The sequence below is a fragment of the Nocardia sp. NPDC050175 genome, assembly GCF_044459885.1.
Lineage (GTDB): Bacteria > Actinomycetota > Actinomycetes > Mycobacteriales > Mycobacteriaceae > Nocardia.
On sequence record NZ_JBITJI010000017.1, the window covers coordinates 168694 to 193425 of the forward strand.

General features: G+C 68.9%; 23 protein-coding genes. 6 read left to right on the forward strand and 17 right to left on the reverse strand.

Annotated elements, in window-relative coordinates; genetic code table 11:
* Positions 1-28: 28 nt before the first annotated feature.
* Positions 29-154 (reverse strand): hypothetical protein, encoded by a 126-nt coding sequence (locus tag ACIBK2_RS40520; protein WP_396975617.1) that lies wholly within the window; start codon positions 152-154, stop codon positions 29-31.
* A 159-nt stretch (positions 155-313) separates the two neighbouring features.
* Between ACIBK2_RS40520 and ACIBK2_RS40525 the strand changes: the two genes are divergently transcribed.
* Complete coding sequence (locus ACIBK2_RS40525) at positions 314-1624, forward strand: glycosyltransferase (RefSeq protein ID WP_396975619.1); 1311 nt, start codon at positions 314-316, stop codon at positions 1622-1624.
* Positions 1621-3684, forward strand: a complete 2064-nt coding sequence (locus ACIBK2_RS40530; protein ID WP_396975621.1) for a glycosyltransferase family 39 protein — start codon at positions 1621-1623, stop codon at positions 3682-3684. Before ACIBK2_RS40525 ends, ACIBK2_RS40530 begins: the two co-directional genes overlap by 4 nt.
* A gap of 60 nt (positions 3685-3744) precedes the next feature.
* Here ACIBK2_RS40530 and ACIBK2_RS40535 read toward each other — a convergent pair whose 3' ends face one another.
* The 9 genes from ACIBK2_RS40535 to ACIBK2_RS40575 all read right to left on the reverse strand — a co-directional run bounded on the left by ACIBK2_RS40535 (position 3745) and on the right by ACIBK2_RS40575 (position 14806).
* The gene (locus tag ACIBK2_RS40535; RefSeq protein WP_396975623.1) at positions 3745-4527 is read right to left on the reverse strand and encodes an SDR family oxidoreductase; all 783 of its coding nucleotides are present in this window, start codon (positions 4525-4527) and stop codon (positions 3745-3747) included.
* Positions 4528-4631: 104 nt separating this feature from the next.
* Positions 4632-5510 (reverse strand): phosphotransferase family protein, encoded by an 879-nt coding sequence (locus tag ACIBK2_RS40540; RefSeq protein WP_396975625.1) that lies wholly within the window; start codon positions 5508-5510, stop codon positions 4632-4634.
* A gap of 198 nt (positions 5511-5708) precedes the next feature.
* Positions 5709-6323 (reverse strand): TetR/AcrR family transcriptional regulator, encoded by a 615-nt coding sequence (locus ACIBK2_RS40545; protein WP_357385041.1) that lies wholly within the window; start codon positions 6321-6323, stop codon positions 5709-5711.
* Positions 6324-6327: 4 nt separating this feature from the next.
* Positions 6328-7110, reverse strand: a complete 783-nt coding sequence (locus tag ACIBK2_RS40550) for an enoyl-CoA hydratase family protein (protein ID WP_396975627.1) — start codon at positions 7108-7110, stop codon at positions 6328-6330.
* 11 nt (positions 7111-7121) lie between these two features.
* Entirely contained in the window at positions 7122-8282 is a 1161-nt protein-coding gene (locus ACIBK2_RS40555; RefSeq protein WP_396975629.1) for an acyl-CoA dehydrogenase family protein, read from the reverse strand.
* Entirely contained in the window at positions 8279-10285 is a 2007-nt protein-coding gene (locus tag ACIBK2_RS40560) for an acetyl/propionyl/methylcrotonyl-CoA carboxylase subunit alpha (RefSeq protein WP_396975631.1), read from the reverse strand. Before ACIBK2_RS40560 ends, ACIBK2_RS40555 begins: the two co-directional genes overlap by 4 nt.
* Before the next feature lie 8 nt (positions 10286-10293).
* Complete coding sequence (locus ACIBK2_RS40565) at positions 10294-11892, reverse strand: acyl-CoA carboxylase subunit beta (protein WP_396975633.1); 1599 nt, start codon at positions 11890-11892, stop codon at positions 10294-10296.
* A complete protein-coding gene (locus ACIBK2_RS40570) occupies positions 11889-13097 on the reverse strand; it encodes an acyl-CoA dehydrogenase family protein (protein WP_396975635.1) in 1209 nt (402 codons plus the stop codon). The genes ACIBK2_RS40565 and ACIBK2_RS40570 overlap by 4 nt, the downstream gene beginning before the upstream one ends.
* Positions 13094-14806 (reverse strand): acyclic terpene utilization AtuA family protein, encoded by a 1713-nt coding sequence (locus ACIBK2_RS40575; protein WP_396975637.1) that lies wholly within the window; start codon positions 14804-14806, stop codon positions 13094-13096. The genes ACIBK2_RS40570 and ACIBK2_RS40575 overlap by 4 nt, the downstream gene beginning before the upstream one ends.
* A gap of 198 nt (positions 14807-15004) precedes the next feature.
* Between ACIBK2_RS40575 and ACIBK2_RS40580 the strand changes: the two genes are divergently transcribed.
* A complete protein-coding gene (locus ACIBK2_RS40580) occupies positions 15005-15166 on the forward strand; it encodes a hypothetical protein (protein WP_396975639.1) in 162 nt (53 codons plus the stop codon).
* 2 nt (positions 15167-15168) lie between these two features.
* On the opposite strand, the gene ACIBK2_RS40585 is transcribed toward ACIBK2_RS40580, so the two are convergent.
* From ACIBK2_RS40585 to thiO, 6 genes are all read right to left on the reverse strand, one after another.
* On the reverse strand, positions 15169-16092 hold the full coding sequence (locus ACIBK2_RS40585; protein ID WP_396975641.1) for an adenylate/guanylate cyclase domain-containing protein: 924 nt from the start codon (positions 16090-16092) through the stop codon (positions 15169-15171).
* Positions 16093-16510: 418 nt separating this feature from the next.
* Entirely contained in the window at positions 16511-17272 is a 762-nt protein-coding gene (locus ACIBK2_RS40590) for an ABC transporter permease (protein ID WP_396975643.1), read from the reverse strand.
* Complete coding sequence (locus ACIBK2_RS40595; protein ID WP_396975645.1) at positions 17272-18210, reverse strand: ABC transporter ATP-binding protein; 939 nt, start codon at positions 18208-18210, stop codon at positions 17272-17274. Before ACIBK2_RS40595 ends, ACIBK2_RS40590 begins: the two co-directional genes overlap by 1 nt.
* A gap of 245 nt (positions 18211-18455) precedes the next feature.
* Complete coding sequence (locus ACIBK2_RS40600; RefSeq protein WP_396975647.1) at positions 18456-19220, reverse strand: thiazole synthase; 765 nt, start codon at positions 19218-19220, stop codon at positions 18456-18458.
* Positions 19213-19431 carry a sulfur carrier protein ThiS gene (thiS, locus tag ACIBK2_RS40605; RefSeq protein ID WP_357385011.1) on the reverse strand — a complete coding sequence of 73 codons (219 nt, stop codon included), beginning with the start codon at positions 19429-19431 and terminating at the stop codon, positions 19213-19215. The genes ACIBK2_RS40600 and thiS overlap by 8 nt, the downstream gene beginning before the upstream one ends.
* Positions 19428-20525, reverse strand: a complete 1098-nt coding sequence (gene thiO / locus ACIBK2_RS40610; protein WP_396975649.1) for a glycine oxidase ThiO — start codon at positions 20523-20525, stop codon at positions 19428-19430. Before thiO ends, thiS begins: the two co-directional genes overlap by 4 nt.
* Before the next feature lie 204 nt (positions 20526-20729).
* Here thiO and thiE point away from each other — a divergent pair, with 204 nt between their 5' ends.
* A complete protein-coding gene (thiE, locus tag ACIBK2_RS40615; protein WP_396975651.1) occupies positions 20730-21428 on the forward strand; it encodes a thiamine phosphate synthase in 699 nt (232 codons plus the stop codon).
* A 48-nt stretch (positions 21429-21476) separates the two neighbouring features.
* On the opposite strand, the gene ACIBK2_RS40620 is transcribed toward thiE, so the two are convergent.
* On the reverse strand, positions 21477-22184 hold the full coding sequence (locus tag ACIBK2_RS40620) for an NUDIX hydrolase (protein ID WP_396975653.1): 708 nt from the start codon (positions 22182-22184) through the stop codon (positions 21477-21479).
* Between the two features lie 180 nt (positions 22185-22364).
* Between ACIBK2_RS40620 and ACIBK2_RS40625 the strand changes: the two genes are divergently transcribed.
* Together ACIBK2_RS40625 and ACIBK2_RS40630 are read left to right on the forward strand one after the other, a co-directional pair.
* Positions 22365-23753, forward strand: coding sequence for a hypothetical protein (locus tag ACIBK2_RS40625; RefSeq protein WP_396975655.1), 1389 nt, complete (start codon positions 22365-22367; stop codon positions 23751-23753).
* Positions 23750-24730: a glutamate ABC transporter substrate-binding protein gene (locus ACIBK2_RS40630; protein WP_396975657.1), complete on the forward strand. Its 981-nt coding sequence runs from the start codon at positions 23750-23752 to the stop codon at positions 24728-24730. Before ACIBK2_RS40625 ends, ACIBK2_RS40630 begins: the two co-directional genes overlap by 4 nt.
* Positions 24731-24732 lie beyond the last annotated feature (2 nt).

Below are 24732 nucleotides of genomic sequence, written 5' to 3' on the forward strand. Positions count from 1 at the left end.
GGGGACCATACGCCTCGCTCAGCGGTGGTCAGCGCTTTTTCGGATCGATGATGCCCTGCTCGGGGGCGGACTTCAGCTTCTTGTCCGTGCGCTTCTCCTTGAGAGACTTCCCGGACTTCTTCGACATCGAGCTACGCGGAGACTTGTCGGACAAGCGTGGTCCTTTGCTCGGAGGACCTGAACGGTCCCGCTACTCGTGACGGTACGCTACGCCCGCGTACGCCGGGACCGATCCGCGCTGGTCGACGTGCCCCCAGGAACCTCACAGCTGAGGCCCAGCTCCGTGACAACCGGACCGTCGAGGGTAGTTGTCATGACCGAGACTGTGACCGTCGCGGCGGCGGAATTAGCCGAGACACCGGGTTCGCCCGTGCTGGACGTGGTGATACCCGTCTACAACGAAGAGACCGACCTCGGCGTGTGTGTGCGCAGGTTGCACGCATATCTGCGCCAGGGGTTCCCGTTTCCGGCGCGGATCACGGTAGCCGACAACGCCAGCACCGACGCTACCCTCCAGGTGGCCGAGCTGCTCGCGGCGGAACTGGACGGCGTGCGAGTGGTGCACCTGGACGCCAAGGGCCGAGGGCGGGCGCTGCGCGCCGCTTGGGAGGCCTCCGATGCCCAGGTGGTCGCCTACATGGACGTTGATCTGTCGACCGACCTCAACGCACTGCTGCCGCTGGTGGCGCCGCTGATCACCGGGCATTCGGACCTGGCGATCGGCACCAGGCTCAGCGCGTCGTCACGAGTCGTGCGCGGGCCGAAGCGCGAGATCATCTCGCGCTGCTACAACCTGTTACTGAAAGCCTCACTGCAGGCGCGCTTTTCGGATGCGCAGTGTGGGTTCAAGGCGATGCGCAGCGACGTGGCACGCAAGTTGCTGCCGCTGGTGCGCGACGGGGAGTGGTTCTTCGACACCGAGCTGCTCGTGCTCGCCGAGCGGGCCGGGTTGCGCATCCACGAGGTGCCGGTGGACTGGATCGACGATCCGGACAGCCGCGTCGACATCGTCGACACCGCACGCAAGGACCTGCAGGGCATCGGACGGCTGACGCGGGCGCTGGCCACCGGCGCCCTGCCGCTGGAGGAGCTGCGCCGCGCGGTCGGGCGCGAGCCGCTGGTGCCGGGCGTACCGCTCGGGATGGTCGGGCAGCTGGTTCGGTTCGCGATTGTCGGCGTGCTGAGCACCCTCGCTTATCTGCTGCTTTACGTTGTGCTGCAATCGTTTACCGACGCGCAGGTGGCCAATTTCCTGGCGCTGCTCGTCACCGCGGTCGCCAATACGGCGGCCAACCGGGCCTTCACGTTCGGCGTGCGCGGAGCGACCGGCGCGGTGTCGCATCAGTTCCAAGGGCTGGTGATCTTCGGCATCGGGCTGGCGTTGACCAGTGGGTCGCTGTTCACGCTGCACCACTGGGCGCCGGACGCACCGGTGCATCTGGAGTTGTTCGTGCTGGTGCTGGCCAATCTGCTGGCCACCATTCTGCGATTTGTCGGGTTGCGGTGGGTTTTCCGGAATACCCCGAATCCGGCGCGACGGACGGTGCTCTCCGTGCAACCCGAGGCGGACGCGCCCGAGTCCGACCCCGCGGTGGCGCTCGGCGGCGAAGGCGGCACTCGATGACCGCGACACTGGCGCCGCCCACCGCGGCACCGGCGGCTCCGGCACCCGAACGCAAGACCCGTTGGGAATACCCGGCTTTGGCGGTGCTGCTGCTCGGCACCGGAACCGCCTACCTGTGCAATCTGAGCTCCAGCGGTTGGGCCAACTCGTTCTATTCCGCTGCGGTACAGGCGGGTTCGGTGTCGTGGAAGGCGTTCTTCTTCGGCTCCTCGGACGCGGCGAACTCGATCACCGTGGACAAGCCGCCCGCCTCGCTGTGGTTGATGGAGCTGTCGGTGCGGGCGTTCGGGCTGAACAGCTGGAGCATCCTGGTGCCGGAGGTGCTGCTCGGCGTCGCCAGCGTGGCACTGCTGTGGGCGACGGTGCGCAGGCCGTTCGGGCCCGCCGCCGGACTGCTCGCGGGGCTGGTGCTCGCGGTGACTCCCGTTGCGGTGCTGATGTTTCGGTTCAATAATCCGGATGCGCTGCTGGTGTTCCTGATGATCGCCGCGACGTGGGCGATGACGCGCGCCGTCGAGGATGGTCGCTGGCGGTGGCTGGTGCTCACCGGTGCGTTCGTCGGATTCGGCTTCCTCACCAAGCAATTGCAGGTGCTGCTGGTGGTTCCGCCGCTGGCCCTGACCTACTTGATCGCGGGGCCGCCCAAGCTCGGTAAACGTGTCCTGCAGCTGCTCGCCGCCGGGGCCGCCATGGTGGTGGCCGCGGGCTGGTGGCTGCTTGCCGTGGAACTGTGGCCCGCCTCGTCGCGGCCGTGGATCGGTGGGTCGCAGAACAATTCGATCCTCGAGCTCACCCTCGGCTACAACGGACTCGGCCGCCTCACCGGTGACGAGAGCGGCAGCGTCGGACCCGGCGGTGGTGATCTGCCCGCCGGCGGCAACGGGATGTGGGGCAGTACCGGCATCACCCGCATGTTCGAGCCCGCGCAGGGCGGTCAGATCGCCTGGCTGATCCCGGCCGCGCTCGTCGCATTGGTGGCCGGAATCCTGTTGCGCGGCAAGGCTGCCCGCACCGATCGGCGGCGAGCCGCGCTGATCATGTGGGGCGGTTGGCTGTTGGTGACCGGATTGACCTTCAGCTTCATGGCCGGGATCTTCCACCAGTACTACACGATCGCGCTGGCCCCGGCGGTCGCCGCGCTCGTCGGGATCGGTGCGGTGCAGCTGTGGCGGGAGCGGCAGCGGCTGTGGGTTCGGCTGATGCTGGCGCTCGCCGTCGGGCTCACCACGGCGACTGCGTGGATGTTGTTGTCCCGCAGTGCTCATTGGCAGCCATGGCTGCGGTGGACCGTGCTGGTTGTCGGCATACTCGCGACGATCGCCGCGCTTGTTCCAGCGCCGAAGAAGTTGGCTATCGTCTCTGCGCTGGCCATCGCATTCACCGGATTGGCCGGGCCGACCGCGTACGCCGTGGACACCATCGCGACCTCGCACGCGGGCGCAATCCCTTCGGCGGGACCGAATGTCGGACGGTTCGGGATGTTCGGTCAGCGGCCACCGTGGGCCGAGGGCATGAACGGCATGCCGGGTGGTCCCGGTGGACCCGGTGGACCCCAAGCCGACGGACGTCCAGGCGGCCGCGCACCCAACGGTGGACGCCCCGGAAACGGGCAGCCAGGCCAGCCACCCGGCATGGGCCCGCAAGGCGGTATGCCCGGCGCCGGAGCCGACGCGATGGGTGGCATGGGTGGCCTGCTCGGCGCCAGTAAGCCGAGCGACAAGGTGGTTTCGTTGCTCGAGCAGAACGGCGCCGACTACACCTGGGTCGCCGCCGCCACCGGCTCGAACAGCGCCGCAGGCTTCCAACTGGCCACCGAACTCCCGGTGATGCCCGTCGGTGGCTTCAACGGCAGCGACCCCTCCCCCACTCTCGACCAATTCAAAGACTATGTGGCCCAAGGAAAGATCCACTACTACATCGGCAGCGGCCGTGAAGGCGGCGGCAGGGGCCGCGACTCGGCGGACCCCTCCACCAGCTCCCAGATTGCCCAATGGGTGCAGGCGAATTACACCGCCACCGAAGTAGACGGAATCACCCTCTACGACCTCACCACCCACTGACGCGAAAGATCCGCACCGCCTCGAAGTTCGCTGGCGGTGCGGATCTTTGTGCGTCAGAGACTATTTCGCGGCCGGGTAGGTGGCGTCGAGCCACTCGGCGTAGGTGGGGCCCGCGAGGGTGGCGTGCGGGCTGGGAAGGAGCGTGCCGTCCTCGAAGGCTTCGCGGTCTGCGTTGTCGGGGTCGCTGGATTCGATGATCTGGGTGGGGCCGCCCGCGCGGGCGATGAAGAGGGTGGCGGCGCCGGCCATCGTTTCCGGTTGGGGGCCCGCGATTTCGGAGAACGGGGCGTCGGTGGATTCAGGGGCCGGGTTGACGGCCAGGTCGACCAGGGCCTCGGCAACGGTGCGAGCGGCAACGAGCTGGGTGCGCATCTCGGCGACGTAGGCGACGTCGCCCTGGGTGCCCCACTGAGTCATTACCTCGACCAGTTCGTGGAACTGGGCGGCGCGCAGAATCTGCACGGGCAGCGGGCCTTCGAGGACCTGTTGCTCGTGTGCGAGCTTGGCGGCGTTGTAGCCGGCGGTGGTGTTGTCGATACCGATGATGGAGACGACGACCAGTCGCTCGACACCGGCCTTCTGGCCCGCCTCGTGCAGGTTGCGGGCGGAGGCGGTGAAGAATTCGGTCGCGATGTCCTTGTCGGCGGAGGGTGTGCTTGAGGCGTCGATGACGACCTGCACACCGTCCAGGGCCTCGACAAGACCCGCGCCGGTCTCGAGGTCAACACCGTTCTTCCTGGAGAACGCCACCACCTCGTGGCCCTGCTCGGTCAGCACATCCACCACGTGCTTGCCGAGCCGTCCGGTCGCCCCGGCCACCGCGATCTTCTTGGTCGTCGTCATGGTCCCTGCTCCTCTGTGTCTGTGCGTTGTTCCGCGTTCACAGAGAGGACGACATAGCCGCAGCGAGTGTGACATCACCGCGAACGCCCAGGTAGTGGCGGTTTTCAGCTGAGCGTGGTCAGCAGGCGCTCGTGCACGACGCCGCGAACAACGGAGCTGAGATCGGGCTTTTCGGCGAGCAGCTCGAGCATGCGCAGGATCTGCAGGGCTTCTACGCGCTGCGCGAGGTCGGGATCGGCCGGGTCGAAACCCGCACCCTCGAGGAAGTCGGGCCAGGCGGGGGTGTCCGGATCGGCGAAGCTGACCGACCAGGCCCACCAGGCGGGATCGAAGAGCGGGTCGGCGAGGCGGACGGACTCGAAATCGAGCAGGCCGGTGATGGTTTCGCCGTCGGTGAGGATGTTGACCGGTGCGAAGTCACCGTGCGCGAGAACCGTTGGGCGGTCGGCGAAGAGGGTGGGCAGGGATTTCAGGGTTCGGTCCAGGGTGGCGCGCTGCGCGGCGGCGAGGTCGAGCTGACTTGCCCAGGCGGTCGCACTCTCCACCAGGCGGGTGGGGCTGGCCCACAGGTCGTCGAGTTGCAGGCCCGCGGTAGGCAGGCGGCGGAAAGCGGCGAGCAGGGTGCCCATCTCGCGGGCGATGGTCGGGAATCGCGGGCTGGCGAAGCCGATTTCGGCGCTGGCCGGGATCGGGACGCCGGGCAGCGCGTCGAAGACGATCCAGGCCGGGTCGGCGTCGAGGTCGAAGCGGCGGATGCGCGGAATGGCGATGCCGCGCTTGGCGGCCGGTTCCAGCAGGGTGTGCATGATCCGCAGGCGGCGCTCGGCGTCGTCGGGATTGCGATAGCGCTGCAGCACCATCCGGTCGCCGTCGGCGAGCGTGAGCAGGTCGGTGCGGTTCTGGAAACCCCATTCGGCGGGCGCGCTACCGGCAATCGGCTGGCCGAGGGTCTGCTCGAGCCCGCCGTACTCCGCATGGTCCATACGGCAGACCCTAAGGCACGTACGGACTGTTGCGCGCCGATCCGTGTTGCTGCGCGGACCGGGGATCGAGGGGCCGGTCGCGGGCGCGATCATTCGCCCCGGTCGGCGGCCCGATCGGGGCATCGAGACGGCAGCAACTCCTGCTCATGCGGAGAAAGATCACTGATCCGGACCGGAAGACCACACGCCGGAAACCACTCAGCGTGGCGCGTTCAGCGCCGCGTGCAGCGTGGCCGCCCACTGCTGGACGATCTGCTTGCGGCGGGCCGAGTCGTCGGTGAGCACGTCGGCCAGGCCGAGACCGCGCGCCATGTCGAGGGTGGCCTGCACGAGGTGATGGGTGACCGGGTCGGCGTCGTCGACGCCGAGCGCCTCCACCGCGCGCCGATGCGAGATCCGGCCGAACTTGGCCTCTAGCGGGACAATTCGTTCCCGCAGCGCCGGATCCGCGGCGGCGTGCGTCCACACCTGCAGCGCCGCCTTGAACAGCGGACTGGTGTAGGACTCGACCAGGCCCGCCACCACGGCCTCGGTGCGGCCGAGCCCGTCGGCCAAGGTGGCGACCGCGATCGCCTCGTCCTTGGACTGCTGGGTCCGGCTGTCGAACATGTACTCGAGCGCGGCGGTGATCAGCTCTTCCCTGGTCGGGAAGTGATGCTGCGCCGCGCCCCTGGACACCCCGGCCCGTTCGGCGACGACCGCGACCGTCGCTGCCGCCCAGCCGGTTTCGGCCAGACAGTCGATGGTCGCCTCCAGCAGGCGCTGCCGGGTGGCTCGGCTGCGGTCCTGCTTGGGTTCGTGGGGTGTGGCCATGGGGTTATTCTGCCCAGCTCGGCGCGCGACGCTGCAGGAAGGCCGCCATGCCCTCGTGCACCTCGGCGGTGCCGAAGAAGCTCGCCGAGCGCTCGGCCAGTGCTTCGGCCGAGACGTCGAACTCGGCGAGCATGGCCGCGTTGACCAGTCGCTTGCTCTCGGCCAGCCCCTGCGGCGAGCCTTTGCGCAGCTCGGCGCGCAGCCGGGCCACCTCGGCCACCGGGTCGGCGGCGCTGGTGCTGATCAGCCCGATCTGCTCGGCGATGCCGGCATCGAACTTCTCGCCCGTCATGAAGTACCGGCCTGCCGCGCGCGAGGTGAGGCGCGGCAGCAGGGTGAGCGAAATCATGAACGGGGCCAACCCGATTCGCACCTCGGTGAGCGCGAAGCTGCTCGTCGGGCCCGCCACCGCGATATCGCAGGCCGCGACGATGCCCATGCCGCCCGCCCGCACGTTGCCGTCGATCTGCGCGATCACCGGCTTCGGGGTGGCGAGCAGGCGGCGCAGCACGCCGATCATGGTGCGGGTGCGGTCGTCGGCGGCCACCGCGGGATCGGCGTTGCTCGCCTCGCTGAGGTCGGCACCCGCGCAGAAGGTGTTGCCGGTGTGTGCGAGCACGATTCCCCGCACCGCGTCGTCGGCGGCCGCGTCGTCGAGTCCCTGGAGGAGTTCGGCAACGAGCTTGGACGACAACGCGTTCCGGTTGTGCGGTGAGTCGAGCGTGAGCGTCGCGAAACCGTCCGCGACGTCGTAGCGGACGAACGGACCCGTCACCGTGTCGGTCATGAACGGCCTCTCTAGTAAGACTTAGGAAGGCCCAGTGAGTACTGGGCGACGAAGTTCAGCACCATCTCGCGGCTGACCGGGGCGATGCGGCCGATACGCGAGGCAGCCAGCATGGCGGCAAGGCCGTACTCCTTGGTGAGGCCCGCGCCACCGTGCGTCTGGATGGCCTGGTCGAGCGCCTTGATACTCGCCTCCGCCGCAGCGTATTTCGCCATGTTGGCGGCCTCGGCGGCACCCATCTCGTCGCCGTTGTCGTAGAGCGTTGCGGCCTTGCGCATCATCAGCTTGGCCAGCTCCAGCTCGATCTTCACCTGGGCCAGCGGATGCGAAATGCCTTGGTGCGCACCGATCGGCGTCTTCCACACGGTGCGTTCCTTGGCGTACTCGACCGCGCGGTCGATGGCGTAGCGGCCGAGGCCGATGGCCATCGCGGCACCCATCACCCGCTCCGGGTTGAGGCCGGCGAACAGCTGCATCAGCGCGGCGTCCTCCTTGCCGACCAACGCGTTCGCGGGCAGGCGTACGTCGTCGAGGAACAGCGTGAACTGGTGGTCCGGCTCGATGATGTCCATTTCCTGGGGCGTCTTGTGGAAGCCCTCGGCGTCGGTCGGCACGATGAACAAGGCGGGCTTGAGCTTGCCGGTCTTGTGGTCCTCGGTGCGCGACACGATCAGCACGGCCTCGGCCTGGTCCACGCCGGAGATGAAGATCTTGCGCCCGTTGAGGATCCAGTCGTCGCCGTCGCGGCGCGCGGTGGTGGTGATCTGGTGCGAGTTGGAGCCCGCGTCCGGCTCGGTGATGCCGAAGACCATCTTGGCCGAGCCGTCGCCGAGCTTGGGCAGCCACTGCGCCTTCTGCTCGTCGGTGCCGTACTTGGTGATGATGGTGCCGCAGATGGCCGGGGAAACGACCATGAGTAGCAGGCCCGCGCCCTGGGCGGACAGTTCCTCCATCACCAGCGCCAGCTCGTACAGGCCCGCCCCGCCGCCGCCGTACTCCTCCGGCAGGTTCACCCCGAGGAAGCCGAGTTTGCCTGCCTCGTCCCACAATTCGGTGAGCGGCTCGTTGGCGCGCGCCTTCGGCAGCACGTAGTCGCGGTAGTTGTACTTCGCGGCCAGCGCGGCGACGGCGGACCGTAGCGCGGTCTGCTCTTCGGTTTCGATGAAACTCATTTGTTCTCCTGCGTTTCGGTGCCTTCGGCGGGATCGACGACGGCGAGGACGGCACCGACTTCGACCTGCTGGCCGACGGTGACATTGACGGCACTGAGCACACCGGCGGCGGGTGCGGCGATGGTGTGCTCCATCTTCATCGCCTCCAACCACAGAATCGGTTGGCCCTGTTCGACATGGCTACCGACCTCGGCGCCGAGCCGGATCACGCTGCCCGGCATGGGCGCGAGCAGCGAGCCGGTGGCGACCTGATCGGCGGGATCGGTGAAGCGGGGCAGTTTGCGCACGCTGACCGGCCCGAGCGGCGAGTCGACGCACACCAGATCGGCGTAGCGGGCGACGGCGAAATGCCTGCGGACCGAACCCCTTTCGCCGGGAACAGCGAGGACGACGCGATCCGGGGTCGCTTCGACGAGTTCGAGTCCGTCGTGGCCGTCCACCGAGACGACACCGCGGGTGTAGCGGTAGCCGACGTCGTGCGTCCCGCTGGTGCGGCTATCGAACAGCTTGTGCGTCGACTGGGACGGCAGGTTTCGCCAGCCGCTGGGCAGCCCGCCGCCGACTCGGGCGGCGCCACGGTTGGCGGCCGCGTCGGCCAGTGCGGCGGCCACGATAGACAGCGCTTCATCGGCCTCGGACACCAAAGGCGCTGCCAGCGTGTCCAATCCGTGGGTGGTGAAGAACGCGGTGTCGGTGTCGCCCGCCAGGAACGCGGGGTGCCGCAGCACTCGGACGAGCAGGTCGCGGTTGGTCACCAGGCCGTGGATCCTGGCCCGGTGCAGCGCGTTGGCGAGCAAACGTGCTGCCTCGTCGCGGGTTTCGGCGTAGGAGATGACCTTGGCCAGCATCGGGTCGTAGTGCACGCCGACGACCGAACCGTCCACCACGCCGGTGTCCAGCCGGACGCCGGGCCGGTCGAGCAGATCGAATTCCGTGACCACCGAAGGGATGTCGATGCGGTGGACGGTGCCGCTCTGCGGCTGCCAGTCATGCGCCGGGTCTTCGGCGTAGAGCCGGACCTCGATCGAATGTCCGTGCAGCGCTGGCGGCTCGGCGGGCAGCGCGGCACCTGAGGCCACCTCGAGTTGCAAGCGAACGAGATCCAGGCCGGTGGTGCATTCGGTGACCGGATGTTCCACCTGGAGACGGGTGTTCATCTCCAGGAAAAAGAAATCGCCGCGTTCGTCGGCGAGGAACTCCACCGTGCCCGCGCCGGTGTAGCCGATCGCACCCGAGGCGAGCCTGGCCGCCTCGAAGAGTCGCTCGCGCATCCCGTCGGTGCGTTCGACGAGTGGCGACGGCGCCTCCTCGATGACCTTCTGGTGCCTGCGCTGGATGGAACACTCGCGCTCGCCGACGGCCCAGATGGTGCCGTGCGTGTCGGCCATGACCTGGACTTCGATGTGCCTGCCGGTCTCCAGGTACCGCTCGCAGAACACTGTCGGATCACCGAACGCGGATTCGGCCTCGCGGCGTGCCGCCTCGATCTGCGGTTCGAGCTCGTCCAGGGCGCGCACCACGCGCATGCCGCGGCCGCCACCACCGGCGGACGCCTTGATCAGCACCGGTAGGTGCGCCTCGGTGACCTCGGCCGGATCGAGCTCGGCGAGGACGGGGACACCGGCGGCGTCCATCATCTTCTTCGAGGCGACCTTGGAGCCCATCTGCTCGATGGCCTCGACCGGCGGGCCGATCCACACCAGTCCGGCGGCGAGCACCGCCTTGGCGAAATCGGCGTTCTCGGACAGGAATCCGTAGCCGGGGTGGATCGCGTCCGCACCGGCGGCCAGCGCGGCCTCGATGATCAGCTCGCCGCGCAGGTAGGTCTCCGCGGGCGTATTGCCCGGAAGCAGCACTGCCGCATCGGCTTCGGCGACATGCGGAGCTGCGGCATCCGCGTCGGAGTAAACCGCGACAGTGCCGATACCCATCCGCCGACACGTGGCGAATACCCGGCGAGCTATCTCGCCACGGTTGGCGACTAAGACATTCGTAATACTCATCCCCGGCCTCACATTCGGAAGACGCCGAAGCCATCGGCGCCCTTGATCGGGGCATTGTGAATGGCCGACAAGGACATTCCCAATACGGTGCGGGTATCGCGCGGATCGATGACGCCGTCGTCGAACAGGCGCCCGGACATGAACATGGCCAGCGACTCGGCCTCGATCTGCGCCTCGATCATGGCGCGCATCCCGGCGTCGGCCTCTTCGTTGAACGGCATGCCCTTGGCCTCGGCTGCCGCGCGACCGACGATCGAGATGACACCGGCCAGCTGTGCGCCGCCCATCACTGCGGATTTCGCGCTGGGCCAGGCGTAGACGAAGCGCGGGTCGAAGGCGCGGCCACACATGCCGTAATGCCCGGCACCGTACGAGGCGCCCATCAGCACCGACATGTGTGGCACCTTCGAGTTGGAGACCGCGTTGATCATCATCGCGCCGTGCTTGATGATGCCGCGCTGCTCGTACTCCTTGCCGACCATGTAGCCGGTGGTGTTGTGCAGGAACAGCAATGGAGTGTTGGTCTTGTTGGCCAGCTGGATGAACTGGGTGGCCTTCTGTGATTCCTCGGAGAACAGCACGCCGCGCGCGTTGGCCAGGATGCCGATCGGATACCCGTGCAGCTCAGCCCATCCGGTGACCAGGCTGCCGCCGTAGAGCGGCTTGAACTCGTCGAAGTCGGAGCCGTCGACGATGCGCGCGATCACCTCGCGCGGATCGAACGGGATCTTCAGGTCGTTGGGGACGATGCCGAGCAGGTCCTCGGGGTCGTAGAGCGGCTCGATCACCTCGGCGCGCGGGGCGGGGCCCTGCTTGCGCCAGTTGAGCCGCCGGACGATGGAGCGGCCGATGCGGATCGCGTCCTGTTCGTCGAGCGCGTAGTAGTCGGCCAGGCCGGAGACGCGGGCGTGCATGTCGGCGCCGCCGAGCGATTCGTCGTCGGACTCCTCGCCGGTGGCCATCTTGACCAGCGGCGGGCCGCCGAGGAACACCTTGGAGCGCTCCTTGATCATCACCACGTGGTCGGACATGCCCGGGATGTAGGCGCCGCCCGCGGTCGAGTTGCCGAAGACGAGCGCGATGGTCGGGATGCCCGCCGCCGAGGCCTGGGTGAGGTCGCGGAACATCCGGCCGCCGGGGACGAAGACTTCCTTCTGCGTCGGCAGATCCGCGCCACCGGACTCGACCAGCGAGATCACCGGCAGCCGGTTCTCCCGGACGATGTCGTTGATGCGCAGCGTCTTTCGCAACGTCCACGGGTTCGAGGTACCGCCGCGCACGGTCGGATCGGGCGCGACGATCATGCATTCGACGCCCTCGACGACGCCGATGCCCGCGATAGTGCTTGCGCCGACGTGGAATTCGCTGCCCCAGCCCGCCAGCGGGCACAGCTCCAGGAACGGCGAGTCCTCATCGATGAGCAGCTCGACCCGCTCGCGTGCGGTCATCTTGCCGCGCTTGCGATGCCGGGCCAGCTTGTCCGGTCCGCCGCCGTCGATCGCCTTGGCGAACTCGCCCTCGACCTCGGTGAGCTTGGCCGTCATGGCTTCCGCCGCCGCGGCGTACTCCGGCGAGGCGGTGTCGAGGGTGCTGCGTAGTGTCGTCAAGACTGGTACCCCAATCGTTTCGCGGCGAGGCCGGTGAGGATTTCGGTGGTGCCGCCGCCGATGCCGAGGATGCGCATGTCGCGGTATTGGCGTTCCACTTCGGATTCGCGCATGTAGCCGAGGCCGCCGAACAGCTGGACGGCTTGATTGGCCACCCATTCGCCGGCTTCGACGGCGGTGTTCTTGGCGAAGCACACCTCGGCGATCAGGTCGGTCTCGCCGTTCGCGCTGCGCTGGGCCACATCTCGGGTGTAGACGCGGGCGACGTCGATGCGCCTGGCCATCTCGGTGACCGTGTTCTGCACGGCCTGCCTGCTGATCAACGGGCGGCCGAAGGTTTCCCGGCTGCGCACCCAGTCCAGGGTGAGGTCGAGGCAGCGTTGCGCGCTCGAATACGCCTGCACCGCAAGGCCGACGCGCTCGCTGACGAACGCGCCCGCGATCTGGAAGAAGCCGGAGTTCTCCGGGCCGACCAGGTTGGCCGCGGGCACCCGGACATCCACGTAGGACAGTTCGGCGGTGTCGGAGGCACGCCAGCCCATCTTGTCCAGCTTGCGGCTGACGGTGAAGCCAGGCGTGCCCTTTTCCACCACGAGCAGCGAAATCCCGCCGGAGCCAGGGCCGCCCGTGCGCACCGCGGTGACCACGTAGTCGGCGCGGCAGGCGGAGGTGATGAAGGTCTTGGCGCCGTTGACGATGTAGTGGTCGCCGTCGCGGCGGGCGGTGGTGGTGAGGTGGCCGACATCGGAGCCGCCGCCGGGTTCGGTGATGGCGAGCGAGCCGATCTTCTCGCCCGCCAGGGTCGGTCGTACCCAACGCTCGATGTGATCAGCGTCGCCGGAGGCGATCATGTGCGGCACCGCGATGCCGCAGGTGAACAGCGACGCGAACAGGCCACCGGAGGCGCCTGCCTGATGCAGTTCCTCGCAGACGATCATCGCGTCGATGCCGTCGCCACCGGAACCACCTACGGATTCAGGGAATTGGATGCCCAGCAGCCCGAGCGCCCCGGCCTTCTTGTGTAGCTCGCGCGGGATCTCGCCGTCGCGCTCCCACTCGTCCATGTAGGGCAGGACATCCCGCTCTGCGAAACCCCGTACTGTGGCGCGCAATTCGCGGCGCTCACGGGAATTCCAAGGACTTACCCGCCCACCCGTCACCCGACCGCCACCCCCGGTCGAATCGCTTCGCGATACTGAATTCATAACAGCTCCAATGGGACGTCGAGATGACGGGACCGCAGCCATTCGCCGAGTCCCTTGGCCTGGGGGTCGAATCGAGCCTGATAGGCGACACCCTGACCGAGTAAACCTTCGATGATGAAGTTCACCGCCCGCAGGTTGGGCAGTACATGCCTGGTGACCGTAAGCGAAGCGGTCTCGGGCAGTAGCTCTTTGACGCGTTCGACGGTGAGTGTGTTGGCGAGCCAGCGCCATTGCTCGTCGGTACGCACCCAGACACCGATATTGGCGTTGCCGCCCTTGTCACCGCTGCGCGCCAAGGCGATGGTGCCGAGGGGGACGCGGCGAGTTTCCCCGGCGGGCAACGGCTCCGGCAGCGCGGGCTCGGCGACGTCGGCCAGCGCCAGTGTGTCCGCGGACGGCGCGATATCGACGCGGGAGCCGTCCGGCAGCACCGCGACGTGCGGCACCTCGGTGGCATCGACGAACCCCGGCGAGTACACCCCATAGGGAGAACCGTTGCCGGGCATCGTCGTAAAGCTGCAGCCCGGGTAGCTGGCCAGCGCCAGTTCGACGGCCACGCTGGAGAACGAGCGGCCGACCTTGTTCGGGTCCGGGTCGCGCACCACGCAGCGCAGCAGCGCGCTGGCCTGCTCCTCGGTGTCGGCGTCCGGCCGGTCCAGCCGCGCGAGCGTCCAGTCCAGCTCGGCCGGTTTCACCGACAGCCACGACTCCAACTGCCGTTGTGCCAGTGCGGCTTTCGCCTCGATGTCGAGTCCGGTGAGGATGAACTCCATCTCGTTGCGGAAGCCGCCGAGCGTGTTCAGCGACACCTTCAGCTGCGCGGGCGGCGCCTCGCCGACGACACCGCTGATCAGCACCCGATCGGGGCCGTCCGAGCTGAGCGCGATGGAGTCGAGCCGCGAGGTCACGTCGGGTCCGGCGTACCGCGTGCCCTGAATCTCGTACATGAGCTGCGCTTCGATGGTGTCCACCGTGACCGCGCCGCCGGTGCCCGCGTGCTTGGTGATGACACTGCTGCCGTCCCTGCGGATTTCGGCGATCGGGAAGCCGGGCCTGCCGAGATCGGCCAGCTCGGTGAAGAACGCGTAGTTGCCGCCGGTGGCCTGGGTGCTGCATTCGATGACGTGCCCCGCCACGACCGCGCCCGCGAGCGCGTCGTAATCGGTTCTGCCCCAACCGAAGTGGGCCGCCGCCGGGCCGACGATCACCGACGCGTCGGTGACCCGGCCGGTGACCACGATGTCCGCGCCCGCGTTCAGGCATTCGACGATGCCCCAGGCGCCGAGGTAGGCGTTCGCAGTGAGCGGCGCGCCGAGGCCGAGTTCGCCTGCGCGCGCGACCAAGTCGTCGCCTTCGACGTGCGCGATCTTCGCGTCGAGGCCGAGATCGGCGGCCACCTTGCGCAGGCGTTCGGCCAAACCGGCGGGGTTGAGACCGCCCGCGTTCGTGACGATCTGCACGTTGCGTTCCAGCGCGAGCCCGAGGCAGTCCTCGATCTGCTTCACGAAGGTCTTGGCGTAGCCGAGGCTCGGATCTTTCATCCGGTCGCGGCCGAGGATCAGCATGGTTAGCTCGGCGAGATAGTCGCCGGTGAGCACGTCGAGCTGCCCGCCTTCGAGCATCTCGCGCATGGCGCTCAGTCGATCACCGTAGAAACCGGAACAGTTGCCGATCCGGAGCACGTCCGGGTTGGCGGCCAGCACACTCATCAGCGGGAATGCCTCCTGTAACGGCGAACCGTCATGGCACAGCCGCGTGCCGCACCCGTGAAGTCCGCGTTCCGAGGACCAGCATCACACCGTCGCCAGAAAAAAGCAAGCATGCGTGCTTGTTAATCACGAGTGGGTCAGATCACTGCGGGCAGCGCTGGTCGAACGGTGCGAAACCGGCAGAGCAGAATGGGCACAATGTCCACCGACGTCACTGTGATCATCCTGCTCGCGCTGGCCGGCTTTCTGCTCGGCGGCGTCTATTCGACGTGGAAAACCGCGCGCAAAGCCGCGATCGTGCTGGCAGTCCTTGCCGTGCTCGCGATCGCGGGCGCCGTGGCATGGTGGGTCGGCGCCTGATCTCAGAGCTCGGAGAGCTTGAAGATGCGCAGGTCCTCGGGGACCCCGCTCAGCGGCGCGGCGAAGAAGCTGCGGCGGTACGGCTTCACCGCGTGGCCCAGCTCCGCGAGGGTCTCGGGCTTCAGCGACTGCAGCGTCGCCTCGGACAGCATGGTGTTGCCGTTGCCGCCCGCCTCCATCACCCTGGCCGCGATCGTGACATCGACGCCGAGCCAGTCGCCGCCGATCTCGCGCGGCGAACCGGTGTGCAGGCCGATCCGCATCTGCGGGCGGTAGTCGCGCACCTTCACCTCGGCCAGGTTGCGCTTGGCATTGATCGCGGCGCGCACGGCCCGGTCGGCCGACGGGAACACGGCCATCACGCCGTCGCCCATCCGCTTGACCACCTGACCGCCGCGCTCGGCGATCGGCGGTTCGATGGCCTTGGCGACCCGGCGCAGCAGTTCCAGCGTCGCCTCGTCGCCGGCGGACAGCGACCAGCTGGAGAAGGCCACCAGGTCGGTGAACATCACAGTTACTTCCGCGTTACCTTTGCCGCGGCCGACCCGTTCCAGCATCGCCTGCCAGACCTGGAGCGCGCCGAAACCGATCTCCCTGGCCGCGCTGGGAGTGTCGCCGACCAGTTTGTCCGCGGCGCGCGCGACGGCGCGCGCACCGCCGGGGCCGGTCACCGAGAGCGGGTCGCCGAAGGAGGGGTCACCTGGCAGCTGCTCACGCGCCTTGCGGAGCACGCCGATGAAGTCCGTCCGGTTGTTCGCCGCGTTCATCAACGCGGACAGCTGGCCCTTGCGCAGCCCGGCCCCGGGACGGCGGATGGGACCGCCCTCGTCCGCGGGTACCAGCGGGATCACGACCTCGGGTTCGAGGCCGTTCTCGTCCTCCGGCTCCGACCCGGGCGCAGCACCGCCGGAAGGTGTTTCGCTCACGCCCAGAGGGTATCTCAGCCGACCTGTCGTCGGCGGATCACTGATTATCGCCACCTGCTACCTCCCGACGGATGAAGCGGGCACAACATTGGGGCCGCCGATGGATAACGAGCTGGTTGCTGAGTCGAACTGTACCCGTGGATTCAGGGCCGGTGAAGCGACGTGATTCACAGTTTCCGTGATGTTCACATGGGTCATTGACCAGCAATAATGCCGCGTCGCGCAGCTGTGCTCGCAAGCTCGGCAGGCCAGGTCCGATAACGCCATCGGCCCGGCGTGAAGGGGATCACGCCGGGCCGATGGTCACACCGTCCGCCGGGCAGTGGCGGGGCGGTGACGGGGCGCGCGAAACCTCCCGACAAGGTCGGCGCCCCAAACCCGAGTGGCGAGGGAAGGCAACTCGGGTTTGCTTGTGTCGCTACGCGTCGCGCTGGTTGATCATGATCAGCGCGCCGCCGTAGACGATCGCGGTAAAGGCGAGGAAGTAGAGCAGGCTGCCCCACGGACCCCAGTGCCAGTTGGCGCCGGACTCCGAGACGGCGAGGAAGTGGCTCGCGTTCTGGAAGGGCAGGAACGGCGCCACGTTGCGGCCGAAGCTGCCGAACGCGCCGAGCAGCGGCTCGATCAGCAAGGACCACAACACGATCAGCGAGATCGCGGCCGCGGACTGCCGGACGAGCACACCGACACCGATGGCCACCGCGATCATCAGGAACGCGTAGATCGGGATGCCGTAGACGGCCCGCCACTGTCCATCCAAGGTCAGGTTCGCCGCAGGGGCGGACCCGCCGATCGCCTTGGCCACCCCGATGGCGAGGAAGGCCAGGATCGTGGTGAGCACGGCGCTGAAGACACCGACGAGCAGCGTCTTGGTGATCAGCACCTTGGAGCGATTGGGCACCGCCTGGAACGTCGTCCGGATGACGCCGAAGCGGTATTCGCTGGTCACCGTCAACGCCGCCATGATCATCAAGACCATCACGCCGAAGCCGACGACGCCTGCCGTCGCGGTGCTCACGTCGAGCGTCGGCGTCCCCTCGGCGGGGTTGTCCCCGGCCGACTTGGTGACCAGCGCGAACAGCGCGGCGAGCCCGAGGGCGAGCACGACCACGATGGCCGAGCACCACCAAGGCGACCTGGTCGAGGTGAGCTTGATTCGTTCTGCTGCCAGCACGCCCATCAGAGCGCACCTCCCATCGCCTGATCGAGGCCTTCGCCGTGGTACTGCACGGCGCCGCCGGTCATCCGCATGAACGCCTCTTCCAGCGAAGCACGTTGTGGCGCAAGCTCGAACAGCGTGATCTCGTTCGCACCGGCCAGCTTGCCGACCGCGTCACTCGGCACGCCGGCCACCACGAGCGCGGGGCCGTCGGTGCCGTCCTCACGGACCGTCATGCCGTTCGAGGTGAGCACGCTGCGCAACTGGTCGAGCTGCGGGCTGCGCACGCGCACCGACTGTTCGGAGGCGCGCTCGATGAATTCCTGTGTGGTGGTATCGGAAATGAGCTGGCCGCGGCCGATCACCACGAGGCGCTCGGCGGTCTGCGCCATCTCGGAGAGGAGATGGCTGGAGACCAGCACGGTGCGTCCCTCGGCGGCCAGTCGCTGCATGAACCGGCGGATCCAGAGGATGCCCTCCGGGTCGAGGCCGTTGACCGGCTCGTCGAACAGCAGCACCTGCGGGTCGCCGAGCAGCGCACCGGCCAGGCCGAGCCGCTGGGACATGCCGAGGGAGAAGCCGCCCGCGGTCTTGCCCGCCACCTCGGACAGGCCGACCAGCCGCAGCACCTCCTCCACCCGGGACTTGGCGATGTCGTTGGAGGCGGCCATCCACTCGAGGTGGGCGCGCGCCGAACGATTCGGATGCACCCACTTGGCGTCGAGCAGCGCACCGACCGTGCGCAGCGGATGGTCCAATTCGCGGTATGGCTTACCCTGGATGAGTGCGGTGCCTGCGGTTGGCTTGTCCAGCCCCAGGATCATTCGCATCGTCGTCGACTTACCGGCTCCGTTCGGGCCCAGGAACCCCGTCACCTGTCCGGGTCGAACGGTGAAGGATAGATCCTGAACGGCGACGGTCTGCCCGTAGTGCTTGGTCAGCCCTCTCAGCTCGATCATGGACACCAGCCTGCCCGATAACCCCGCGATCCGCGTCACTACTAAGTGTCGTGTTCGATCATCCTCGAGGATGACCACACCCCCGACCCTCCCCCGACAGCCACCCTGACCTCCCCCCAACGCCCGACCGAAGGCGCCCTTCAGCCCGTACGACCAACCGGAGGTCGCCTTCAGCCGAAGCGAACCGGCCGACCGAAGGGGCCCTTCAGCTGGGCAGACGGGGCGAAGGAGGCCTTCGGTCGGGGTCAGCGGGCAGGTGAGGAGGCCTGGGCCCAGAAGCGTTTGGGGATACGGCCTGCCTGGCGGGCCAGGTAGCCGGCGCGGACCGCGGCGGCCATCGCCTCGGCCATCAACTCCGGTTGACGCGCCCGCGTCACCGCGGTGGCCAGCAGGACGGCCGAGCAGCCGAGTTCCATGGCCAGCGCCGCGTCACTCGCGGTGCCGATGCCCGCGTCGAGGATGACCGGGACCTTCGCCTCGGCGACGATCATCTCGATGTTGTGCGGGTTGCCGATGCCGAGACCGGTGCCGATCGGGGAGCCGAGCGGCATCACCGCGACGCAGCCAGCGTCCTCCAGCCGGCGCGCGAGGATCGGGTCGTCGGTGGTGTAGGGCAGCACCACGAAACCGTCGTCGACGAGTTGTTCTGCGGCGGTGACCAATTCGATCGGGTCGGGCAGCAGGGTGCGGTCGTCGGCGACCACCTCGAGCTTGACCCAGTTGGTGTCGAGGGCCTCGCGGGCCAGTTGCGCGGTGAGGACCGCCTCGGTGGCGGTGCGACAGCCCGCGGTGTTGGGCAGCGGCGCGATGTTCAAGCGCTTCAACAGATCCAGCACGCCGGTGCCGCCCGCGGCGTCCACCCGGCGCATGGCGACGGTGGTGAGTTCGGTGCCCGAGGCGATGAGCGCCTCCTCGAGCACGGCGAGGTTGTCCGCGCCGCCGGTGCCCATGATGAGGCGAGAACCGAACTCGCGGTCCGCGATTCGCAGCGGCGCGTAGCTGTCAGCCACCTTGCACCGCCGTCAGTACCTCGATCTGCCAGCCGCGGCCGACCGGCTCGCCCCAGCGGGACTTGGGGAACACGGCGCCGTCCACCGCGAGCGCGATGCCCTGCGTGGGCAACTCGAGGCGGCCGAGCAGCTCTCGGACGGTGAGGGTTTCGGCGAACTCGTGATCTGTGCCGTTCACGGTGACGCCGATGGGTACGGATGTCGAAGTCATCGAACTCCTCCTGCGGATGACAAAGGGGACGGCGGGTGCGCCGTCGAAAAGCGTTGTGGGTCAGCGGATGCTGCCTCGGACAACGGTGTTCCGGCCAGCTGGGCGAGCACCGCGTCGACGGTGAGCGGCATGGTCAGCATGCCGTTGCGGCCGTTGCCGGTGGCCGCGACGACCCGGTCGCTCAGCCTGCCGAGCAGCGGCAGGTTGTCCGGGGTGCCCGGCCGCGAGCCCGCGCTCGCCTCGGCCAGCTCGTATTCGCCGATGCCGGGGAAGATCGCCTCGGCGTCGGCGATCAGGTCACGGACACCGGCGACGGTCACTGCGGTGTCGAAACCCGCCTCGTATTGTGTTGCGCCGACCACGATTCCGTCGGCGCGCGGGACCAGGTACATCGCCCGGCCGTGCACCCTGGCCCGGACCACGCGGCCCGGCGCGGGGGTGACGCCGGGGCGGTGGCGCAGGCGCAGGATCTCGCCCTTGATCGGACGCACCGGCAACCCGGGCCACAGCCGGGCCGAGGCGGCGCCCGCGGCGAGGACGATCTGGTCGTGCGGGAGTGCGTCCAGTGCGTCGACGGATTCGGCGCGGATCTGCACGCCCGCGGCCGTCGCGGCCTTGCGCAGGGCCGCGAGCAGGCGGCGATTGTCGATCGCGGGCTCGGCGGGCGCGTGCAGCCCGGCGCGGACCGTGCGCGCGAGGTTCGGTTCCAGCGCACGAACACCCGCGCGATCGAGGACCTGCAGTTCGTGGCCGCGACCACCCACCCATTCGGCGACCGTGCGCAGGTCGGCCGCGTCGGCGGAGTCCAGCGCGACCGTCAGGGTCGCATCGGCCACGAAGACCGATACGCCGGTGGCGGCGTCGATGCGGGCCGCGAAGTCGGGCCAGCGGGCCAACGAGGCGGCACCGAATTCGAGCACCTGGTCCTCGCCCGGCCAGCCCTCGGACAACGGAGCGAGCATGCCGCCCGCCACCCACGAGGCGCCGGAGCCGACGGCGGGGTCGTACAGGGTGACCGACCAGCCCGCCTCGGCCGCCCGCCAGGCCACGCCGAGCCCGATGACGCCGCCACCCACGACGGCCAGCGTCCGCATCCGTTTCCACCTGCCTCTGTCTCCGATGGGCGGCGTCGCGGGCGCCTTCCTGGTTAACCCGTCATCGGGCCCGTCGCGCACACCGCTGTGATCGATTTGCGGCGTTCGGCGGTCCCCTCGCAGGGACCCGCCGCGACCGCCGCATGGGCCCGGCGCTCGTGCCGCCGTTCGCTTCCCCACGGTAGCGCGGCTACGGTCGAGGGCGTGCAACCCTCCCACCCCGCCCGACCCGCATCGCCCAGGGAGCGCTTGGCAACCGCTCGGCTCTATCTCTGTACCGACGCCAGACGGGACAAGGGCGATCTGGCCAAGTTCGCCGAAGCGGCCTTCGCGGGTGGGGTCGACATCATCCAGCTCAGGGACAAGGGTTCGCCCGGTGAGGCGAAGTTCGGCCCGCTCGAGGCGCGCGCCGAACTCGGCGCCCTCGCCGAGCTGAAGGCGGCGGCCCGCAGGCACGGCGGGCTGGTCGCGGTGAACGATCGCGCCGATATCGCGCTGGCCGCGGGCGCCGACGTGCTGCACCTCGGGCAGGGCGACCTGCCGCCGTGGTACGCGCGGCGCATCCTCGGCCAGGACGTGGTGATCGGGCGATCCACCCACAATCGCGCGCAGGCCGGGCTCGCCGCGATCGACGAACACATCGATTACTTCTGCACCGGGCCGGTCTACGCGACCCCGACCAAGCCGGGGCGGCAGGCGGCGGGCATCGAACTGGTGCGCTCTACCTCCGACGCGCACCCGACCAGGGCCTGGTTCGCGATCGGCGGGATCGACGCGGACAATCTGCCGGACGTGCTCGCCGCGGGTGCCGGCCGCATCGTCGTGGTGCGGGCGATCACCGAGGCGCGCGACCCGGAAGCCGCAGCGCGGCAACTCAAGACGGCGCTGCTCGCCAACTCCTAGCCCGTGACAGGGCAGCTGATTCACCGCCGTGCCGCGCGGGTAAAGAGCTCAGGAGAGCACTTGGCCGCGGGTGAGCGAGAGCACCGGGTCGGCAGGCGCGCCGTTGTCCGGTATCGGGTCAGCAGGCACGGTGTCGGCCACAGCTCCGCTCGCCGGATCGACGATCCGCGCGCAGCCACCGGGGCCGTCGGGATCGGAATGGAGCCAGAAGAAGCCTTGATCGGCGAGATCGACAGTGCGCGGCAGTGCGGCGGCGACGGCGCGGTCGTCGGCGAGTTCATCGAGGCAGACGCGGGCAGGCTCGGCGCGCAAAGCGGGCCAGGAGGCAGCGAAGCCGGGATGCAGCAGCCGGGCGTCGACCTCGGCCTCCGGAATCCAGGCGAGCTCGGAGCTCTCCCGGTTCCGGCTGGTCGGCAGCGTCGTCACGGCGTCGGCGATCACGGTGGTGTAGGTCCAGCCGCTCGGCGCGGCCGCGGTCACCCGCTCACTGCGCACCCGGACGTCGGCGGGATCGATGCCCGCCTCCTCCCAGGCCTCGCGCACCGCGGCGTGCACCGGCGTCTCGTGGCTGTCGCGGGCGCCGCCGGGCAGCGCCCAGGTGCCGCCCTGGTGACTCCACGGCGCGCGATGCTGCATCAGCACCGCCGAGCCGCCGTCGGCGAGCGGGGCGCGCAGCAGCAGTCCGGCGGCGCCGAAGCGGCCCCAACGCCGCATGCCATCGGGGTCGCGCGACCACCCGTCACCGTCACCACGCATCTCGCACCCATCCTCAATCCGCCCTCGCAGTGCACCGCGCTGCTGCCAAGCAGGGGTATTTCACACGCAACGGCACCGCTACGACCACAATAAACTCCGCAACAGCAGACACGGGGTGACCGTTTATCCGGTCGGTCCGTCGAGAAATCCGCGAATGCGGCCCAGACTGGGGAGGTGGATATGGCTCGGATAGAGCAGGCGACGGCGGTCCTTCGGCCGTCGTCCACCCCCGAGCTCGCCGCGCGGGACAGTCCAGGCGCGCTGCGGGTCGCGTTCGTGCGCGAGCAGTTCGACCCGGCCCGGCTGCGCTTGTTCGCCAGTTCCTCACCGGGTCGGCTGATCGCGATCGGACTGCTGTTGATCACGGTGTGCGTGGCCGCGGGCTGGGTGACCGGCGCGACCGTTGGCGACCGGCAGCAGACGCTGAAGGTACTGCTCGACGACACCGAGCCGGACGCCTACTCCGCGCATCGGCTGTACACGTCGCTGTCCATCGCGGACGCCGCGGCGAGCACCGCGTTCATCTCCGGCGGGTTGGAGCCGCAGGCGGTGCGCGATCGGTACAGCCAGGCGGTCGGCGAGGCCGCCGCGGAATTGGTTGCGGAAACGGGACGGGCCTCGGGCACCGAGCCGAGCCGGACCGACAACACCGATACCCAGTTGCGCACCGGGATCGCCACCAGCCTGCCGGTGTACACCGGTGTAGTGGAGACGGCGCGGGCGAACAACCGCAGCGGATATCCGGTGGGCGCCGCCTATTTGAGCGAAGCGTCCAACCAGATGCAGACGGCCGTGCTGCCGATGGCCGAGGAACTGCAGAACCGGCGCCAGGCGGCGGTGACCGAGGCGCAGCGCAATCACGTCCGGCCGCCGTGGACCGCCATCGTGCTGGTGATTCTCGCGCTGGTCGCGCTGATGTGGGCGCAAGTCGACCTGGCCAAGCGGTGGCGCCGGGTGCTCAATCCCGGGCTGCTGCTCGCCTCGGGGGCGGTGCTGATCCTGTTGACCTGGACGGTGATCGCGGGCGCGGTGTCGGCCACCTCGATGATCCGCGGCCGCGACGACGGCGCGGTGCCTGCCTCGCGGCTCACCGAGAGCCGGATCCTGGCGCAGCAGGCGCGGTCGGCGGAAACGCTGAAGCTGGTGAGCCGGGACGCGACCGGCGACTACGACCGGACCTACGACGCGAACATCGCCCGCCTCGCCGACCTGCTCGGCGGCTATCCGAGTTCCGCGCCGGCCGCCGACGACGTGCGCAATGCCATTCCGGCACTGGGCCGTTGGCGGGTGGCGCATCAGCGGATGAACGACACGCTGGCCCGCGGCGACTTCAACGGCGCGGCCACGGTGGCGACCGGACCGGGCGCCGCGGATGTCGCGGCCCAGGTGGACGCGCTGGACAAGGCACTGGAGCAAGGCATCGACAAGACGCGGAATACATTGCGCGACAACATTTCCCAAGCCGCACGGGTGCTCGACCTGATGGGCCCCGGCGCGCTGGTGCTCGGCATCGTCGCGGCGGCCTGCGTCGGACTCGGGCTGTGGCCCCGGCTGCGGGAGTACCGGTGAGGGCCGGGCCCGGCCTCGTCGCCGTCGCGCTGGTCGCCGTCGCCCTGGTCGGTGGCTGTGCCGGCGGCTCGCCGATGTCGCTGCCGACCAGCACGGCGAAGTACACCGAACCGCCGTTGCCCGCGAAAGTCATTCCGGTGCTGACGGATTCGCCGACTCCGACGGCGGCCGCGCCGCAGTGCGGCGACCCGACGGCGAGCCTGCGCCCGACCGGCCTCGGCGGCGCGGCCGGCGGGCCGACCATCGACGCGATCCGGGCCCGCGGGCGGCTGGTGGTCGGGCTCGACGCGGGCAGCAACCTGTTCAGCTTCCGCGATCCGACCTCCGGCGCCATCGTCGGCTTCGACGCCGATATCGCCAGGGAGATCGCGCGCGACCTGCTCGGCAGCCCGGACCTGATCGAATACCGCACCCTCGGCTCGGCCGACCGGGAACGCGCGCTGCAGAACCGCGACGTCGACATCGTCGCGAAGACCATGACGATCAATTGTGAACGGCGCCAACGGGTCACCTTCTCCACCGTGTACTACCGCTCCAACCAGCGGGTACTCGCGATGAAGAACTCCGGGATCAACGGCATCGCCGATCTCGCGGGCAAACGAGTGTGCATCGTGCGCGGCACCACCTCGCTGGACCACATGCGCCACGATCAGCCCGCCGCCACCATTCTCACCGTGCCCACCTGGGCCGACTGCCTGGTCGTGCTGCAGCAACGTCAGGTCGACGCGGCGAGCACCGACGACTCCATCCTGGCCGGGCTGGCCGCGCAGGATCCCTACACTGCCGTGGTCGGCGACAGCATCAGCGTCGAGCCCTACGGCATCGGCATCCCCAAGGGCGACGACGATCTGGTGCGCTTCGTGAACGGCACGCTGGAGCGCATTCGCCACGACGGCACCTGGGATCGCATCTATCGCCAGTGGCTGTCCTTGCTCGGCCCGTCCCCCGGTCCGCCCGCACCGAACTACGCGGATTGACG

Excerpts from the sequence above, each read along its gene's own strand:
- ACIBK2_RS40525 (WP_396975619.1), top strand. The coding sequence starts at position 314 with ATGACCGAGACTGTGACCGTCGCGGCGGCGGAATTAGCCGAGACACCG.
- ACIBK2_RS40530 (WP_396975621.1), top strand. The coding sequence starts at position 1,621 with ATGACCGCGACACTGGCGCCGCCCACCGCGGCACCGGCGGCTCCGGCA.
- ACIBK2_RS40535 (WP_396975623.1), bottom strand. The coding sequence starts at position 4,527 with ATGACGACGACCAAGAAGATCGCGGTGGCCGGGGCGACCGGACGGCTC.
- ACIBK2_RS40540 (WP_396975625.1), bottom strand. The coding sequence starts at position 5,510 with ATGGACCATGCGGAGTACGGCGGGCTCGAGCAGACCCTCGGCCAGCCG.
- ACIBK2_RS40545 (WP_357385041.1), bottom strand. The coding sequence starts at position 6,323 with ATGGCCACACCCCACGAACCCAAGCAGGACCGCAGCCGAGCCACCCGG.
- ACIBK2_RS40550 (WP_396975627.1), bottom strand. The coding sequence starts at position 7,110 with ATGACCGACACGGTGACGGGTCCGTTCGTCCGCTACGACGTCGCGGAC.
- ACIBK2_RS40555 (WP_396975629.1), bottom strand. The coding sequence starts at position 8,282 with ATGAGTTTCATCGAAACCGAAGAGCAGACCGCGCTACGGTCCGCCGTC.
- ACIBK2_RS40560 (WP_396975631.1), bottom strand. The coding sequence starts at position 10,285 with ATGAGTATTACGAATGTCTTAGTCGCCAACCGTGGCGAGATAGCTCGC.
- ACIBK2_RS40570 (WP_396975635.1), bottom strand. The coding sequence starts at position 13,097 with ATGAATTCAGTATCGCGAAGCGATTCGACCGGGGGTGGCGGTCGGGTG.
- ACIBK2_RS40575 (WP_396975637.1), bottom strand. The coding sequence starts at position 14,806 with ATGAGTGTGCTGGCCGCCAACCCGGACGTGCTCCGGATCGGCAACTGT.
- ACIBK2_RS40580 (WP_396975639.1), top strand. The coding sequence starts at position 15,005 with ATGTCCACCGACGTCACTGTGATCATCCTGCTCGCGCTGGCCGGCTTT.
- ACIBK2_RS40590 (WP_396975643.1), bottom strand. The coding sequence starts at position 17,272 with ATGGGCGTGCTGGCAGCAGAACGAATCAAGCTCACCTCGACCAGGTCG.
- ACIBK2_RS40595 (WP_396975645.1), bottom strand. The coding sequence starts at position 18,210 with ATGATCGAGCTGAGAGGGCTGACCAAGCACTACGGGCAGACCGTCGCC.
- thiS (WP_357385011.1), bottom strand. The coding sequence starts at position 19,431 with ATGACTTCGACATCCGTACCCATCGGCGTCACCGTGAACGGCACAGAT.
- thiO (WP_396975649.1), bottom strand. The coding sequence starts at position 20,525 with ATGCGGACGCTGGCCGTCGTGGGTGGCGGCGTCATCGGGCTCGGCGTG.
- ACIBK2_RS40620 (WP_396975653.1), bottom strand. The coding sequence starts at position 22,184 with ATGCGTGGTGACGGTGACGGGTGGTCGCGCGACCCCGATGGCATGCGG.
- ACIBK2_RS40625 (WP_396975655.1), top strand. The coding sequence starts at position 22,365 with ATGGCTCGGATAGAGCAGGCGACGGCGGTCCTTCGGCCGTCGTCCACC.